Here is a 15,845-nt window from a genome sequence, read left to right as displayed (position 1 = left end):
GCAAAACCGTCTATGACAAGTCTGAGAAGATGTTGGGTTACGACGTGACGTACCAGATTGGTGACCGCAAGGGGAAAGTGCGCATGGAAAGGGATCCGGGTACGCAGATCCCGCTCGATAACAACGGCCAGCTGGTTTTGAACAAAGCGTAATGGATTTTGCGCAGTAAAAAGGCTTCCCGCAGGGGGGAAGCCTTTTTTATTTCTGCGATCAGGACTTAATAATCTGCGGCCACAGCTTTAGCGTGGTGTCGGTAATTTGCAGCAGCTTTTCGAGACTTGCGCCATCCCGGGCGCTCACCGACATGCCCTGCAGAATGCAGCTCAGAAACTCCGCCAGCTGGCAGACTGGCTTATCGGCCGGTATTTCACCGGCGGCCTGCCGCTCGGAGAGAAATTTTTGCAGCGTCTGCTCCCGCAGCGTGTGGCGGGCTTTAATGGTCTGCGCTATTTCTGCTGACGAGGCGGCGAGGGCGGTAGAAGTGTTAATGATAAAGCAGCCGCCGGGCGTCTCTTTGCTGGTAAAGCAGGTAGCAATAGCGGTGAAGTAATCCCGCAGGGCCTGTTCTACGCTTTTCTCTTTACAAAAAAGCTGTGCCTCATGCTGGGTTGAGAAACGTTCGATATAGCGATCGAGTACGGCGCGAAACAGCCCCTCTTTATTAACGAACTCGGCATACAGGGTCGGCGCCTTTGCGCCGGTAGCCTCAACCAGGTCGGAGAGAGAGGTGGCTTCGTAGCCGTGCTGCCAGAAGAGCGTCATGGCCTTATCAAGCGCCACTTCCCTGTCGAACACCTTGGGTCGACCACGGCATTTTTTTATGCAACTTGTCGTATCCGTTGTCATTAGCCGCTTACCTCAGTGAATAATTTGAACGATCATTATAAAAATAAACAACCGCAACCTCTACCCTCCTGTCAACTAAATCATTCAACCCGCGTCCTTACAGCGTGCCGCAGCCGTAAACCTGTCCATAAGAATGCGTGTTTTGAATGCCTGACTTGGTGGGGGGGCTGGATGCCGGGTTTAGACAAAAAAACCATTCTGGTTTAATGGTTATGTGGCAATAAGTGCGAACTTTATAGCGAGATGGCGTCTTATAATCTTCGATAAATCAGAGGGATGAAAAAAATATGAACAAATCGCGGCAATTAAAATAACAATCGTTATTAAATTAAATTGACGAGTGATGGGGATCACACTAATATTTGTTTATCGATCGTTAAGTTAATAAAACGACCTGACATAAATCATCTGCATAAGGTACATAATATGAAAACTATGAATGCTCTGGCCATCGCAACCCTGTTAAGTTCCCTCTCTTTTGCTGGTTTCGCCGCGACTGAAGTGCAGTCAACGCCTGCTGACCAGCAGAAAATTGGCACCATCTCCGCGAATGCGGGCCCGAACCTGGCTTCCCTGGAAGATCAGCTGGCCCAGAAAGCCGATATGATGGGTGCAACGTCATTCCGCATTACTTCCGTTACCGGGCCGAACACTCTGCACGGGACAGCGGTAATCTATAAATAAGGTTCGCTTTATTTATTAACCCTCAGGCACGCCACTGCCATGTACCAAAAGACCGCAATTGCCACTGCGGTCTTTTTCTTTTTGGCGCTTACCGCGCCTGAAGCTGGAGTACCGGGCCGGACGTCAGTTACCCGCAACACAAGCGCTGCGCCGGGCAATGTTTGCCCGGCCACCTGAGCGCCGCCCGTCAGGCGGCATTTTCTTCAAGCTGCTGCATAAAGCCGCGCACCCACTCCATGCGCGCCTTGCGCTCGCCGAGATCCTGGAAGAATTTCAGGCGGGTTGGGCCGTCCAGCCGGTAGTGCTGCGGCTGCTTTTGCAGCAGGCCGATAAGCCATCCCGGATTGACGTTGTTTTTCTCTTTAAACTCGATAACGCCGCCTTTCTCATTGCCTTCCAGCTTGCGGATGCCGAGCTTCTGCGCCTGCTGGCGCAGGCGGGCGATATCCAGCAGGTTGCGCGCCGCGTCGGGAAGCAGGCCGAAGCGGTCAATTAATTCAACCTTTAGCTCGTCCAGCTCCTGCTCGTCTTTGGCGCTGGCGATGCGCTTGTAGAACGACAGGCGGGTGTTGACGTCCGGAATAAAATCGTCCGGCAGCAACGAAGGCACCCGCAGCTCCACTTCGGTTTGCTGGCTGGTGAGATCCTCCAGCGACGGCTCGCGTCCCTCCTTCAGGGCATCGACGGCGTTCTCCAGCAGCTCCATATACAGCGAGAAGCCGATGCTTTCCATTGAGCCGCTCTGATCTTCCCCCAGAAGTTCGCCCGCGCCGCGGATCTCCAGATCGTGGGTGGCGAGCGCAAAGCCGGCCCCTAAATCTTCCAGCGAGGCAATGGCTTCCAGCCGCTTCTGCGCATCGGTGGTCATCGCTTTCGGATGCGGCGTCAGCAGCCAGGCATAAGCCTGATGGTGCGAGCGCCCGACGCGCCCGCGCAGCTGGTGCAGCTGGGCCAGGCCGAAGTGGTCCGCGCGCTCGATGATAATGGTATTCGCCGTGGGAATATCGATACCGGTTTCAATAATCGTGGTGCACACCAGCACGTTGAAGCGCTGGTGGTGGAAGTCGTTCATCACCCGCTCCAGCTCGCGCTCGCGCATCTGGCCGTGGCCAATGGCGACGCGCGCTTCTGGTACCAGCGCGGAGAGCCGATCGGCGGCCTTCTGGATATTTTCCACATCGTTAAAGAGATAGTAGACCTGCCCGCCGCGCAGGACCTCGCGCAGGATCGCCTCGCGCACCACCAGGCTGTCGTACTCGCGCACGAAGGTTTTCACTGCCAGACGGCGTGCGGGCGGAGTTGCAATAATCGACAGATCGCGCATGCCGCTCATCGCCATATTCAGCGTGCGCGGGATCGGCGTTGCGGTGAGGGTCAGAATATCCACGTCGGCGCGCATCGCTTTGATGCGTTCTTTATGGCGTACCCCGAAGCGGTGCTCTTCATCGACAATCAGCAGTCCGAGATCCCGAAGCTTCACGTCGCTCTGCAGCAGTTTGTGGGTGCCGATAAGAATGTCGATTTTGCCTTCTGCTGCCTGCTCCAGGATCTGCGTCTGCTCTTTAGCGCTGCGAAAGCGGGACAGCATCTCAATGCGCACCGGCCAGTTGGCGAAGCGGTCGCGGAAGTTATCGAAGTGCTGCTGTGCCAGCAGGGTTGTCGGCACCAGCACGGCGACCTGTTTGTGGTTCTCAACGGCCAGGAAGGCTGCGCGCATGGCGACTTCGGTTTTGCCGAAGCCCACGTCGCCGCACACCAGCCGGTCCATCGCCAGCGGCTGGCACATGTCGCTCAGGACGGCGTTAATCGCCTGGCCCTGATCTGGCGTGGTTTCAAACGGGAAGCTGTCGCAGAACAGCTGATACTGTTCGCGATCGTATTTAAATGCAAAACCGGCCTTCGCCGCCCGCTGGGCGTAGATATCCAGCAGCTCTGCCGCCACGTCGCGCACTTTCTCCGCGGCTTTCTGCCGGGCGCGTGCCCAGGCATCAGCGCCGAGCTTGTGCAGCGGCGCGCTCTCTTCTGCACCGCCCGCGTAGCGGCGGATCAGGTGCAGGGAGGAGACCGGAACGTACAGCTTCGCGTCATTGGCATACATCAGCATCAGGTATTCCCCTTTGATGCCGCCGGCCTCCAGCGTGGTCATGCCCGCGTAGCGCCCTACGCCGTGCTCCAGGTGCACCACCGGCTGGCCTTCGTGCAGCTCGGCCAGATTGCGGATCAGCGTGTCGGGATTAATGGTGCGCCGGGTATCCTGACGGCGGCGGGCAACCCGCTCGCCCAACAGATCGCTTTCGCAAATCAGCGCGCGATTGCGGATGCCGTCAATGTAGCCGTGCTCCGCCGAGCCAATCATCAGATAGCGGCCGCTGCCGCTGGCTTCGTCGAGGCGCAAAATGCGCTTTGGTGATAGCTTGATGCGGCCGAGCAGCTCGCCCAGCGCTTCGCGGCGACCTTCGCTTTCTACAGAGAAGATGACAGGGCCGTCGAAGCTTTCGAGGAAGCGGCGCAGGTTATCCAGCGGCGCTTTCTGCTGCGCCTGCACCGCCAGGTCCGGCAGAGTGCGGTAGGACAGATTGACGTTGGCGGCTTTATCCGCAAGTTCGTCGGTTTTTAGCTGGACCCGCGGCCATTTCTTCAGTTCGGCAAACAGCTCGTCGGTGCGCAGCCAGAGCGCTTCCGGCGGCAGCAGCGGGCGCATCGGATCGACGCCGCGATTTTCATAGCGCGCCCGGGTATCCAGCTGGAAGCGTTCGGCGCTGGCGTCCGGATCGCCGGTGCTGATGAGCAGCGTATTTTTCGGGAAATAGCTAAACAGCGGCGGCAGCGGCTCGCTGAAAAACAGCGGCTGCCAGTATTCGATCCCGGCGGGCAGGGTGCCTTTACTCACCTGCTGATAGATGTGCTCCGCGTCGCGTTTGACGTCGAACTTATCCCGCCACTGGCTGCGGAACAGTTCAATGGCGGTTTTGTCGGTAGGAAATTCGTGGGCGGGCAGCAGGTTGATGGCCTCCACTTCCTCCAGCGTGCGCTGGGTATCGGCGTCGAACAGCCGCAGGCTATCAATTTCGTCGTCGAAAAAGTCCAGCCGGTAGGGCTGCTCGCTGCCCATTGGAAACAGATCCAGCAGCGCGCCGCGGGTGGCGTACTCGCCGTGCTCCATCACCTGATCCACGTGGCGATAGCCGGCGCTGTCGAGCTGGGCGCGCAGGGCATCGCGGGAGAGGCGCTGGCCTTTTTTCATCACCAGCGCGTGGCCGTGCAGGTAGCTGTGCGGGCAGACCCGCTGCATCAGCGTGCTGACCGGAACAATCAGCACCCCGCGCTGCATGGCCGGAAGCTGGTACAGCGTTGAGAGCCGCGAAGAGATAATTTCCTGGTGCGGTGAAAAACTGTCGTAGGGCAGCGTTTCCCAGTCGGCGAGATTCATCACCATCTGGTCGGTAAACTGTTTGATTTCATCGTGAAGGCGCAGGGCATTTTGCATGTCCGGGGCGATGAGCACCACCGGGCCAGCGTGGCGCTCGGCGATTTCAGCGACTTCGGTAGCGCAGGCGGCGCCGGTGAGTTCACCCAGCAGGCGCTGCTCGCCAGCTTTGACGGGCAGGGTATAGCGTTGTTGTTCGAGCATAGCGAGTATCGTGATCCGTAATGTTTGCCTCGGTTATGGGGGCAAATGTCCTGTGTTCAATACAGATTATTATCCGCGATCCCCCGGGTTTAGCAAATCCGGCGGGCGGTAAGCCGTTGACATCTCGCATTTACGCTCCGGTCATTCGCTTATATACTCGGTCATCTGCTCTCAGCAACCCGACGGATTACATGTACCAACCTGTCTCTCTCTTTATTGGCCTGCGCTACATGCGCGGGCGGGCAACGGATCGCTTTGGTCGCTTTGTCTCCTGGTTATCTACGATTGGCATCACGCTCGGCGTGATGGCGCTGGTCACGGTGTTGTCGGTCATGAACGGCTTTGAACGCGAGCTGCAAAACAACATTCTGGGCTTGATGCCGCAGGCCATTCTCAGCGCCGACGGCACCTCCACCAATCCGCAGCAGCTGCCTGAAAGCGCCGCCAAAATTAAGGGCGTGACGCGCGTTGCGCCCCTGACCACCGGCGATGTGGTGATCCAGAGCCCGCGCAGCGTGGCGGTAGGGGTCATGCTGGGTATCGATCCCGCGCAGAACGATCCGCTGACGCCTTATCTGACTAACATTAAGCAGACCGCCCTGGTCGCCGGGCAGTACAACGTGATCCTCGGCGAAGAGCTGGCAGGCCAGCTTGGGGTTAACCGCGGGGATCAAATCCGCATTATGGTTCCTTCCGCCAGCCAGTTTACGCCGATGGGCCGCCTGCCCAGCCAGCGCCTGTTTAACGTGATCGGCACCTTCTCCGCCAATAGCGAAGTGGATGGCTATCAGATGCTGGTCAACATTCAGGACGCGTCGCGCCTGATGCGCTATCCGCAGGGCAATATAACCGGCTGGCGCCTGTGGCTGGACAAGCCGCTTGAGGTGGATACGCTCAGCCAACAGACGCTGCCACCGCACACTAAATGGCAGGACTGGCGCGAGCGCAAGGGCGAGCTGTTCCAGGCGGTACGCATGGAGAAGAACATGATGGGCCTGCTGCTCAGCCTGATCGTCGCCGTTGCCGCGTTCAATATCATCACCTCCCTGGGGCTGATGGTGATGGAGAAGCAGGGCGAGGTGGCTATTTTGCAAACCCAGGGCCTGACGCCGCGCCAGATTATGGCGGTATTTATGGTGCAGGGCGCCAGCGCCGGCGTGATCGGCGCGCTGCTCGGCACCGGGCTGGGGGTACTGCTCGCCAGCCAGCTTAACAACCTGATGCCGGTTATCGGCGCCTTCCTCGACGGCGGCTCGCTGCCGGTGGCGATTGAGCCGCTGCAGGTCGTCATTATTGCGCTGGTGGCGATGCTGCTGGCGCTGCTGTCAACGCTTTATCCTTCCTGGCGCGCCGCCGCCACTCATCCCGCTGAGGCTTTACGTTATGAATAAGATCCTGTTGCAGTGCGACAACCTGTGCAAACGCTACCAGGAAGGCACCGTGCAGACCGAAGTGCTGCACGATGTAAGCTTCAGCATCGGCGAAGGCGAGATGATGGCGATTGTCGGTAGCTCCGGCTCCGGGAAGAGTACCCTGCTGCACCTGCTGGGCGGTCTGGATACGCCCACGTCCGGCGATGTGATTTTCAGCGGCAAGCCGCTGTCCGGCATGTCGCTGGCGGCAAAAGCCGAGCTGCGTAACCGCGAGCTGGGCTTTATCTATCAGTTTCACCACCTGCTGCCGGACTTTACCGCCCAGGAGAACGTAGCGATGCCGCTGCTGATCGGTAAAAAGAAGCCGGCGGAAATCACCGAAAGGGCCCGCGCTATGCTGGACGCGGTGGGGCTGGATCACCGGCGGGATCACCGCCCGTCGGAACTTTCCGGCGGCGAGCGCCAGCGCGTGGCTATTGCCAGAGCACTGGTCAACGAGCCGCGGCTGGTGATGGCGGATGAACCTACCGGCAACCTCGACGCCCGCAACGCGGACAGCATCTTTAAGCTGCTCGGCGATTTGAATCAGAAGCAGGGCACCGCATTTCTGGTGGTCACCCACGATCTGCAACTGGCGAAGCGGATGGGACGCCAGCTGGAGATGCGCGATGGTCACCTGAACGTCGACGTCACCCTGACGGGGGCCGAGTAATGCCGTCTCCGTTATCCCTGCTCATTGGCCTGCGTTTTCGCCGCGGACGCCGGCGCAGCGGCATGGTGTCGCTGATTTCCATCATTTCTACCGTCGGCATTGCGCTGGGGGTGGCGGTGCTGATTGTCGGCCTGAGCGCCATGAACGGCTTCGAGCGCGAGCTGAACAACCGTATTCTGGCGGTGGTACCGCACGGCGAGCTGGAGCCGGTCAACCAGCCGTGGACCAACTGGCAGGAGGCGCTCGCCAACGTCGAGAAGGTGAAAGGCATTGTCGCCGCCGCGCCCTACATCAATTTTACCGGCCTGATCGAGAGCGGCACTAACCTGCGCGCTATCCAGATCAAGGGCGTCGATCCGCTGCAGGAAAGCCGCCTCAGCGCGCTGCCGAAATACGTGCAGAACAACGCCTGGGCCGGCTTTAAAGCAGGCGAGCAGCAGATCATTTTGGGTAAAGGCGTGGCCGATGCGCTCAAGGTCAAGCAGGGCGACTGGGTATCGGTCATGATCCCCAACTCGGATAAAGAGCACCAGCTGATGCAGCCCAAGCGCGTGCGCCTGCACGTAACCGGCATTCTGCAGCTGAGCGGCCAGCTCGACCACAGCTTCGCAATGCTCCCCATTGATGACGCCCGCCAGTATCTCGACATGGGCAGCAGCGTCACCGGGATTGCGCTGAAGGTTAACGATGTGTTTAACGCCAGCAAGCTGGTGCGCGACGCCGGGGAAGTGACCAACAGCTACATCTACATTAAGAGCTGGATTAACACTTACGGCTATATGTACCGCGATATTCAGATGATCCGCGCCATCATGTATCTGGCGATGATTCTGGTGATTGGCGTGGCCTGCTTTAACATTGTCTCCACGCTGGTGATGGCGGTAAAAGACAAGAGCGGCGATATTGCTGTGCTGCGCACGCTTGGCGCGAAAGACGGGCTAATACGCGCGATCTTCGTGTGGTATGGTTTACTGGCTGGGGTGATGGGCAGCGTGAGTGGGGCGGTTATCGGCGTCATCTGCGCGTTAAATCTCACCGGCATTATCAAAGGAATTGAAACTCTGATCGGGCATCAGTTCCTTTCCGGCGATATCTATTTTATTGACTTCCTGCCGTCAGAACTGCACTGGCTGGATGTCTTTTATGTGCTGATCACCGCCCTGGTGCTGAGCCTGCTGGCGAGCTGGTATCCTGCCCGCCGCGCCAGTCGCATCGATCCTGCCAGGGTGTTAAGTGGTCAGTAGTTTAGCGTCGTGCCCGTCGCGTCGCGCGGGGCAGGTCAGGTAGGGGAGATCTCGCCCGGCGTTTCTGCCCTGCGACACAGGCCGGCACGCCGCTCTTTACGTCCTTGCCGCTGGCAAGATAAAGAGGAATAGCGATGTATTACGGATTTGATATTGGCGGCAGCAAAATCGCTCTCGGCGCGTTCGACGCCGGGCGGAAGCTGCTTTGGGAGACGCGGATCCCCACGCCGCATGACAGTTACGAAGCCTTTCTCGACGCGGTGTGCGGCCTGGTAGACAGCGCCGATGCCCGCTTTAATACCCGCGGCAGCGTGGGCGTCGGCATTCCGGGCATGCCGGAAACCGCCGACGGCACGCTGTATGCCGCCAACGTGCCCGCCGCCAGCGGTAAAGCGCTGCGGGCGGATCTCTCCTCCCGCCTTAACCGCGATGTGCGCCTGGATAACGACGCCAACTGCTTTGCGCTTTCAGAAGCCTGGGACGACGAATTTACCGACTATCCGCTGGTGATGGGGCTGATCCTCGGCACCGGCGTCGGCGGCGGGCTGGTGCTCAACGGCAAATCGATAACCGGTCACAGCTATATCACCGGCGAATTTGGCCATATTCGCCTGCCGGTGGACGCGCTCGAGGTGGTGGGGCGCGATTTTCCGCTGACTCGCTGCGGCTGCGGCCAGCGGGGCTGCATTGAAAACTATCTCTCCGGCCGCGGTTTCGCCTGGCTATACGAGCACTACTATCAGCAGGCGCTGAGCGGGCCGGAAATCGTCGCCCGCTGGGAGCAGGGCGATGCCCGGGCGCGTGAGCACGTCGAGCGCTATCTGGATCTGCTGGCGGTGTGCCTCGGTAACATTCTGACCATTGTCGATCCCGATTTACTGGTGATTGGCGGCGGATTGTCTAACTTTAGTGTCATTACTGATGGCCTGGCGACGCGCCTGCCGCGTCACCTTCTGCCGGTCGCGCGCGTACCGCGCATTGAACAGGCACGCCACGGCGATGCCGGAGGAATGCGGGGCGCCGCATTCCTGCATCTGACGGACTAAGCACAGGAGCTATTATGCAGTCGCGCCGCCTACATCGACTCACTCGTTTTCGTCGCAATAAACGTCGGCTGCGCGACCGCCTGCGCCAGCGCATTTTTTTCAGAGATATAGCGGTAGTCAAAGAGATGGAAAAACCAAGAGTAGTGGTATTGACCGGGGCGGGGATCTCCGCGGAATCCGGTATCAGAACCTTTCGCGCCTCGGACGGGCTGTGGGAGGAGCACCGGGTTGAGGACGTCGCCACACCGGAAGGCTTCGCCCGGGATCCGGTGCTGGTGCAGAACTTCTACAACGCTCGCCGCCGACAGCTTCAGCAGGCAGATATCGCGCCGAATGCCGCGCATCTGGCGCTGGCGAAGCTTGAAGAGGCGCTGGGCGACCGCTTCCTGCTGGTAACCCAGAATATTGACAACCTGCACGAGCGCGCGGGCAGCCAGCGTATTATCCACATGCACGGCGAGCTGCTGAAAGTGCGCTGCGCCTGGAGTGGGCAGGTACTCGACTGGACCGGCGATGTCGGCCCCGGCGACAAGTGCCACTGCTGCCAGTTCCCGCAGCCCCTGCGCCCGCACGTGGTGTGGTTCGGCGAAATGCCGCTCGGCATGGATGAGATCTACAGCGCGCTGGCGGCGGCAGATCTTTTTATCGCCATAGGCACCTCCGGTCACGTTTACCCGGCAGCGGGTTTCGTCCACGAAGCGAAGCTTCAGGGTGCGCATACCGTAGAGTTAAACCTTGAACCAAGCCAGGTTGGCAGCGAGTTCGAGGAAAAGCACTATGGGCTGGCGAGTGAAGTGGTGGTGGAGTTTGTGCAGAAGGTGCTGGGGGAGTTTTGAAGGTTTCAGGCGATAAACAATCAGGCTGCGCTGTTTTTTAGTGCCCGATTTGCTCACTGGATTCACACTTTGCGATGTTATTCATGTCCTCATTGGGCCTATGAGGACTTGCCCTACTGCAACATCTCGTCCTCCGCGATACTGTTGCGGGATTTCTGCGTAAGACACTCTCCTTAATCCTGTTATTTCAGATGTCGTCTTCAACTTTTGGAGCCGGAAGCACAGGCCGTCAGCATTTGCCAGAAGTCGAGCAGAGCGTCAGGGTGCGACATTAGCAATTGACAGTATTATTCAATAGTAAGAACAGGCGCAGTTATTGAAATATATTCATGACGATTATTATTGAGCTATTCAATATTGGTGTTTTATATAATAAAAAATCAGTCATTTTTGGATGAGCAGGCAATATTGATGCTCGTGCGTCTGTATTGATCTGAATCAACTCATGGGCATGTTAAAATATTAATCTGCAACTTTTGCTTTTAAAGGTCATCGCTACGCATGGAGGTAAGATGTACGCTTAATATCTTAATGTTGGGAAAGTTGCAGAATACTCTTCTGGTCATGAAAGAAAATTCCTATTTAATAAACACGTCCTTATTTTCAGCCGGTAAAGTTGATTTTGGATGACGCTACGCATTATCATCACTTCGTTAACCGACATTTTGTCGCTACGCCAGCTGTTTGACAGAGGCTGCCATGATGTATTCCAGATATAAAGTAAAGCTTCAAACCCCGCATCCGTAGCGGGGTTTGTTTGTATGCGTTTTTTGCGCATATAGATGCTGGTTTGTAATAAAATAACCTTTTGGTGAGCGCGCTTGGTAACTACAAACAAATTGTTATGTTTATGGGTATAGCCATCACTCATTTCCATAAATAATAGTATTAGTGGTTGAACTTAGCTTAACTCATAAGAAAGTCATTGCTAATGACAATAATGCTGAGCATTCTTGTTAGAAACAAAGTCACTATCATTAGGTTTTCTGAAGTGAAATGCCTTGAATTTGCAGAATATCGCTAATGGTTTTTTTAATGGATTAAATTGCAGAAATGAAAATTTATCGTCCACTGTGGAAAGAGGGGACATTGCTGTCTCCGCAGCAGTTTCAGCAGCAAGCCGCGTGGGAATCTTTTCGCAGTGCAGGGATATCAGCACTGGTAACGCCTTTCCCGTGGGGAGTAGAAAAAATTGCCTTCAATGACAGCCTTCTTACATCTGGTCTGCTTCAGATCTCTCAGTTACGTCTTTGGCTGGATGATGGTTCGCTAATTGATGCTCAAATCAGCGACTTGCCACCCCAGTCTCGTGCGTTAGACCCTGCTCAACTGGCCGGTATTGATGCAGTTACCGTCGTTATCGCACTCCCGCACATGCAGCCGGGTATCGTGAATGTTGAGCAGGAAGATACGGCTGTCGACCGCCCGCTTCGTTATCGCGAGGAGTGGATATCGGTACCCGATGCTTTCGGTGTCGAAGAAGAATCCATCGCCGTAGCGCGTAGCAATTACACCATCCGGTTTGCTCACGAAAGCAATGAGGACTGGAGAGTTTGTCCGGTGGCGAAACTTATTCGGGATGGGCAAAATGCCTGGCGGCAGGACCCCGCATTTATTCCCCCGGTCGCGTCATTTGCTGCCAGCCCGGTTCTTCGTGAACGCCTGGTGTTGCTCAATCGCCAGCTGCGATCCCGGCGCCAGCGGCTCATGAGTATGCGCCGCGAAAGTAATGAGAGACTCGCGGACTTTGCGGTTGCCGACGTCTCTCTTTTCTGGCTGCTGAATGCGCTTAACTCTCACGCCCGCGTCCTCACGGAATACGAGCGCTTTCCGGCGCGGCCGGCGGAACAAGTCTGGGCCGAGCTTGCACGCCTGGCAGGCAGCATGCTGACCTTTTCACTGGATCACGATCTTGATGCTATTCCGGGTTATGACCATGCTGAACCTGTTAACACTTTCCCGCCACTTTTTGACCTGGTTACAGAGCTGTTAGAGGCAAGTCTGCCTTCACGCGTTATTGCCCTGGAAATGTCCCGACCGGACGGCCAGTCCTGGAAGGCAAATCTGCACGATATCCGCCTGCGTGAGGAGGCCGACCTTTATCTCTCTGTACGCTCAGATGTGCCCGCCTGGCAGATCGCCGATAAATTCCCGTCACTCTGTCAAGCCGGTTCTCCCGATGAGGTGAATACCATCTATGGTGCGGCGCTCAGAGGCATTCCTTTAATTCCGGTCAACCGGGTTCCTGCGGCATTACCGGTGCGTATGGAAAACCAGTATTTCGCGCTTGATATGGAGAATGCTGCCGCGCGTGAAATGCTGGAGCAGGGCGTTTGTATGTTCTATGTGCCCGCCTTACTGGGTGCCCTGGAGCTTGAATTATTCGCGGTGTTGCGCTCATGAGACAAGATATCGATATTGACCAACTGATGGCGGATACATGGCTTACCGTCACTATGCTGAAGAAAGGTGCCGTTACCCATAACGGCAGCGCACTTTACGATAAATGTGTTATGCAGGTCGAAAGCGTGCGTGAAGCGTTGGAACGCGCCGGTTACGACGAATCCAGTGTAGACCATATCTCCTATGCCCAGTGCGCGCTACTGGATGAGGCGGTGATGAGCCGCAAATACAGTAAAAGCGAAGAGAGCGTCGATATTTCCATTGATGAAGGGCAGGTGGCCTGGCGCAAGGCGCCTCTGCAGGCCCGTTTCTTTGGCTCACTTCGGGCAGGTGAAGCACTCTGGGATCGCATTGCAGAAGTTCTGCGACAGCCCGCGCCCAATATGGCTGTTTTAACCTGCTACCACCGCGTGATTGCTCTGGGTTTTCAGGGGCTATATGGCCTTAGCGCTGTGAGTCAGACACAGCGGAATGAGGTTGCTAAAGTATTGTCTGAGCGTGTATCACCTCCTGATGCAGGACTTTCTCTGGTTGTTCATCAGCAGAAGAACACCCGCTGGAGTCTGGCACGCTCCGTCTGGCTGTGGATTGTACTGGCAGTGATTATCACCGGACTGGTCTGGTGGGGAGGCCACCTGTGGCTTCAGTCGCTGCTTTCAACTCTACTACCGGAGCAGCGCGGCTAATGCGGAAATATTCAATTTTCCCGGCTGTCCTTCATCTGGTTGCGGGTGTTGCGGCGCTGCTGTGGCTGCTCTGGTATTTCATTCCGGTAGGGAACGTGATTAAAGGTCTGACGACGCTGTTGATTGCGCTCCTTGCAGGCTGGATCGTGTTGAAAAGCGGTCGACGCGCGGAGGCAGAATCCGACGCCAGCGCGACTCCTGTTGACCTGCGCTTAGCGGATAATGAGGGGCCGCTGGTTCTCGTCTGCGGAGATCTTCCTGACAGGCTTTTTCAGGGCCAGGCGTTGCGCAAAACGGCACAGGGATGGTGGCTGAATGCAGGTAAAGTCAGTCAGCTGACGGACGTAGTCCGCAGTATCCAGACTCAGTTGCCGCGACTGGTGGGGCAGCTCTCGGTGATGTATATCTGCCAGCCTGACAGTCACCAGGATGAGGCCATCCTGCGCGCTACGCTTAAAACGCTGCGCCAGCAAAGTAAACAGCTGAATCTGCTGGTGAGTTTTACGCTGCCCATCGTGGTGAGTGCAGAGTTTTTCGGACCCGAAACGCCGTGGGTGCTGGTGCGCGGCGACAGCCCCACAGTGTTTCCGGAAAACGATTCCCCGCAGGCATGCATCGACTGGCAACAGGAAAGCCACAATATCATGGCGCTTCCGATACTCGGTCAGGCATTTTCCTTTGTCCGCGCGATCCTCCTTGATGAACTGGAGAAAACCGATCGGCTAACGCCTCCCGTAAGCGTATTCGCCGTGGTGTTGCGTCTTGGCACCATCAATCCTGAACCCCGGTCACTCTGGGCTGACTGGCTCAGCTCCCGTACCTGTTTGCAGTTTTCCCGACAGGGCGTATTGCCTGCTCCCGCCAGCCATTTCCCGGATGCTGTTTTACCGCTTCTGGCACCCTTCACCGTTCGCCTCCAGGGCGGGCAGCTCACCCGCCGTCTTGTGCTGTTTATCTTCCTCTGTGCCCTGACGGCGCTGGGAATATCGGCACTCAATAACCGGGCTCTGATCCGCCAGGTAGGCGCAGATCTCCAGCGGTGGCACGCGATCCCAATGAACCACTATGGCCCTAAAGCAGAGGTGCTGGCTGTACTGAAGCAGGATTCGCGCCTGCTCGAGCGCTGGCAGCGTCAGGGAGAGCCCGTTCGCTACAGCCTGGGCTATTACCCGGGGCCGCGTTTGTGGCTGGCGTTGCAGCAGGCCATTGATAGCTGGATCCCGCCCTCGGTTCCAAAACAGGAGACAGTACCGAAGATTGTGCGTCTGGACAGCATGTCGCTGTTTGACTCCGGCAAAGCGGTACTTAAAGACGGATCGACGAAGGTGCTCGTCAACGCGCTGGTAGGGATCAAAGCGAGGCCGGGCTGGCTGATTCTTATAAGTGGGCACACGGATAATACCGGCAGTGCCCAGCTTAATCAGACCTTGTCGTTACAAAGGGCAGAGGCCGTTCGTAACTGGATGCGTGATACCGGAGACGTACCGGGGAGCTGTTTTGCCGTTCAGGGCTACGGCGACAGCCGACCGATTGCATCAAATGATTCGCCGGAGGGTCGTGCACGTAACCGGCGAGTTGAAATCAGCCTTGTACCGCAGGCCGATGCCTGTCGCCTGCCGGGCGCTGAATCAGCGTCGCTGGAGAAGCATGGCGTGTTAGATCAGGAAACTGAGGAGTAAAGAGGGCAACTCCGGTCCAGCGCGGACCAGGACGCTGAGTGCGTCAGCTCCAGACTGTAACGCGTCAGGCTGGCGCGAGTCTCCCGGAAATACGAGACATCAAGGATGGGCGTAATGCCCGGACCAGCAAACACAGGCTGGCCGCGCAGGTGACTTTTGCGCCTGTCTGTGCGTGTTAATGCACTAACTAACGCTACATCCGGCCCGCTGACCTCATGCGCTTTGGTCACCTCCTGACAGGTAAACAGCGATGGGCGGTAGCGTGCCCGAAATTTGACGACAATCGTAAAAGGAGCACGGCAATGGGGGGATCCCTGCTAAATAAAGGAATCGGTCTGGTAAAAAATGCTTTCGGCCAGTCACGGTATAGCGTAGAGGTGCATGGCTGTACTGAATTTCTGGATGTGCTGCGCTATCGCGCGGTGGAGTCTCTCAGCCAGCCCTGGCAATATGAGGTGGTCGTTACTTGTGCTGCTGCGGATATTGCCTGCGACAGCCTTCTGCTTAAACCCGCCTCATTTACCTTTCAGACACCGATGTTCGATGGCGCAGCGGCGCTGCCGGTCCGCACTGTATTTGGCGTGGTGGAGTCGTTTCGCCGCGCATCTACCTCAAATGATGAGACCCATTATGCGCTGACTCTTGTTCCGCGCCTCGCCCTTCTGGCCTGCACCAGAGGCAGCCGGATTTACCTCAATCAGTCGG

12 protein-coding genes and 1 pseudogene are annotated in these 15,845 nt (G+C 57.2%); 11 read left to right on the top strand and 2 right to left on the bottom strand.

What is annotated here, in order from left to right; genetic code table 11:
* Positions 1-152 (top strand): annotated as a pseudogene (locus tag QZ766_RS14140) (hypothetical protein); the annotation flags it as partial.
* Positions 153-210: 58 nt separating this feature from the next.
* Here QZ766_RS14140 and QZ766_RS14135 read toward each other — a convergent pair.
* Positions 211-846, bottom strand: a complete 636-nt coding sequence (locus tag QZ766_RS14135; RefSeq protein WP_297203012.1) for a TetR/AcrR family transcriptional regulator — start codon at positions 844-846, stop codon at positions 211-213.
* A gap of 426 nt (positions 847-1,272) precedes the next feature.
* Here QZ766_RS14135 and bhsA point away from each other — a divergent pair, with 426 nt between their 5' ends.
* Positions 1,273-1,530, top strand: a complete 258-nt coding sequence (bhsA, locus tag QZ766_RS14130; RefSeq protein WP_297203011.1) for a multiple stress resistance protein BhsA — start codon at positions 1,273-1,275, stop codon at positions 1,528-1,530.
* A 187-nt stretch (positions 1,531-1,717) separates the two neighbouring features.
* Here bhsA and mfd read toward each other — a convergent pair whose 3' ends face one another.
* The gene (gene mfd, locus QZ766_RS14125; RefSeq protein ID WP_297203010.1) at positions 1,718-5,161 is read right to left on the bottom strand and encodes a transcription-repair coupling factor; all 3,444 of its coding nucleotides are present in this window, start codon (positions 5,159-5,161) and stop codon (positions 1,718-1,720) included.
* 191 nt (positions 5,162-5,352) lie between these two features.
* Between mfd and lolC the strand changes: the two genes are divergently transcribed.
* The 9 genes from lolC to QZ766_RS14080 all read left to right on the top strand — a co-directional run.
* Complete coding sequence (lolC, locus tag QZ766_RS14120; RefSeq protein WP_297203009.1) at positions 5,353-6,552, top strand: lipoprotein-releasing ABC transporter permease subunit LolC; 1,200 nt, start codon at positions 5,353-5,355, stop codon at positions 6,550-6,552.
* The gene (gene lolD, locus QZ766_RS14115) at positions 6,545-7,246 is read left to right on the top strand and encodes a lipoprotein-releasing ABC transporter ATP-binding protein LolD (RefSeq protein WP_297203008.1); all 702 of its coding nucleotides are present in this window, start codon (positions 6,545-6,547) and stop codon (positions 7,244-7,246) included. Before lolC ends, lolD begins: the two co-directional genes overlap by 8 nt.
* The gene (gene lolE / locus QZ766_RS14110; protein ID WP_297203007.1) at positions 7,246-8,490 is read left to right on the top strand and encodes a lipoprotein-releasing ABC transporter permease subunit LolE; all 1,245 of its coding nucleotides are present in this window, start codon (positions 7,246-7,248) and stop codon (positions 8,488-8,490) included. The genes lolD and lolE overlap by 1 nt, the downstream gene beginning before the upstream one ends.
* A 134-nt stretch (positions 8,491-8,624) precedes the next feature.
* The gene (nagK, locus tag QZ766_RS14105; RefSeq protein ID WP_297203006.1) at positions 8,625-9,536 is read left to right on the top strand and encodes an N-acetylglucosamine kinase; all 912 of its coding nucleotides are present in this window, start codon (positions 8,625-8,627) and stop codon (positions 9,534-9,536) included.
* Between the two features lie 14 nt (positions 9,537-9,550).
* A complete protein-coding gene (cobB, locus tag QZ766_RS14100) occupies positions 9,551-10,372 on the top strand; it encodes a Sir2 family NAD+-dependent deacetylase (protein WP_297203005.1) in 822 nt (273 codons plus the stop codon).
* Positions 10,373-11,425: 1,053 nt separating this feature from the next.
* Positions 11,426-12,775 (top strand): type VI secretion system baseplate subunit TssK, encoded by a 1,350-nt coding sequence (tssK, locus tag QZ766_RS14095; protein ID WP_297203004.1) that lies wholly within the window; start codon positions 11,426-11,428, stop codon positions 12,773-12,775.
* Positions 12,772-13,461, top strand: coding sequence for a type VI secretion system protein TssL, short form (gene tssL / locus QZ766_RS14090; RefSeq protein ID WP_297203003.1), 690 nt, complete (start codon positions 12,772-12,774; stop codon positions 13,459-13,461). The genes tssK and tssL overlap by 4 nt, the downstream gene beginning before the upstream one ends.
* Positions 13,461-15,140 carry an OmpA family protein gene (locus tag QZ766_RS14085; RefSeq protein WP_297203002.1) on the top strand — a complete coding sequence of 560 codons (1,680 nt, stop codon included), beginning with the start codon at positions 13,461-13,463 and terminating at the stop codon, positions 15,138-15,140. The genes tssL and QZ766_RS14085 overlap by 1 nt, the downstream gene beginning before the upstream one ends.
* A gap of 302 nt (positions 15,141-15,442) precedes the next feature.
* Positions 15,443-15,845: contractile injection system protein, VgrG/Pvc8 family (locus tag QZ766_RS14080; RefSeq protein WP_297203001.1), on the top strand; the 403-nt coding region annotated here is incomplete at its 3' end.

This window comes from uncultured Pluralibacter sp. (assembly GCF_913775985.1).
In the GTDB taxonomy this organism is placed as follows: Bacteria; Pseudomonadota; Gammaproteobacteria; order Enterobacterales; family Enterobacteriaceae; genus Pluralibacter.
The sequence above is the reverse complement of the archived record's forward strand: the minus strand, read 5'-3'. Positions and strand labels throughout refer to the sequence as shown.

Bases quoted from the DNA above. Each gene is read 5' to 3' on its own strand.
- QZ766_RS14135 (WP_297203012.1), bottom strand. From the start codon at position 846: ATGACAACGGATACGACAAGTTGCATAAAAAAATGCCGTGGTCGACCC.
- bhsA (WP_297203011.1), top strand. From the start codon at position 1,273: ATGAAAACTATGAATGCTCTGGCCATCGCAACCCTGTTAAGTTCCCTC.
- mfd (WP_297203010.1), bottom strand. From the start codon at position 5,161: ATGCTCGAACAACAACGCTATACCCTGCCCGTCAAAGCTGGCGAGCAG.
- lolC (WP_297203009.1), top strand. From the start codon at position 5,353: ATGTACCAACCTGTCTCTCTCTTTATTGGCCTGCGCTACATGCGCGGG.
- lolD (WP_297203008.1), top strand. From the start codon at position 6,545: ATGAATAAGATCCTGTTGCAGTGCGACAACCTGTGCAAACGCTACCAG.
- lolE (WP_297203007.1), top strand. From the start codon at position 7,246: ATGCCGTCTCCGTTATCCCTGCTCATTGGCCTGCGTTTTCGCCGCGGA.
- nagK (WP_297203006.1), top strand. From the start codon at position 8,625: ATGTATTACGGATTTGATATTGGCGGCAGCAAAATCGCTCTCGGCGCG.
- cobB (WP_297203005.1), top strand. From the start codon at position 9,551: ATGCAGTCGCGCCGCCTACATCGACTCACTCGTTTTCGTCGCAATAAA.
- tssK (WP_297203004.1), top strand. From the start codon at position 11,426: ATGAAAATTTATCGTCCACTGTGGAAAGAGGGGACATTGCTGTCTCCG.
- tssL (WP_297203003.1), top strand. From the start codon at position 12,772: ATGAGACAAGATATCGATATTGACCAACTGATGGCGGATACATGGCTT.
- QZ766_RS14085 (WP_297203002.1), top strand. From the start codon at position 13,461: ATGCGGAAATATTCAATTTTCCCGGCTGTCCTTCATCTGGTTGCGGGT.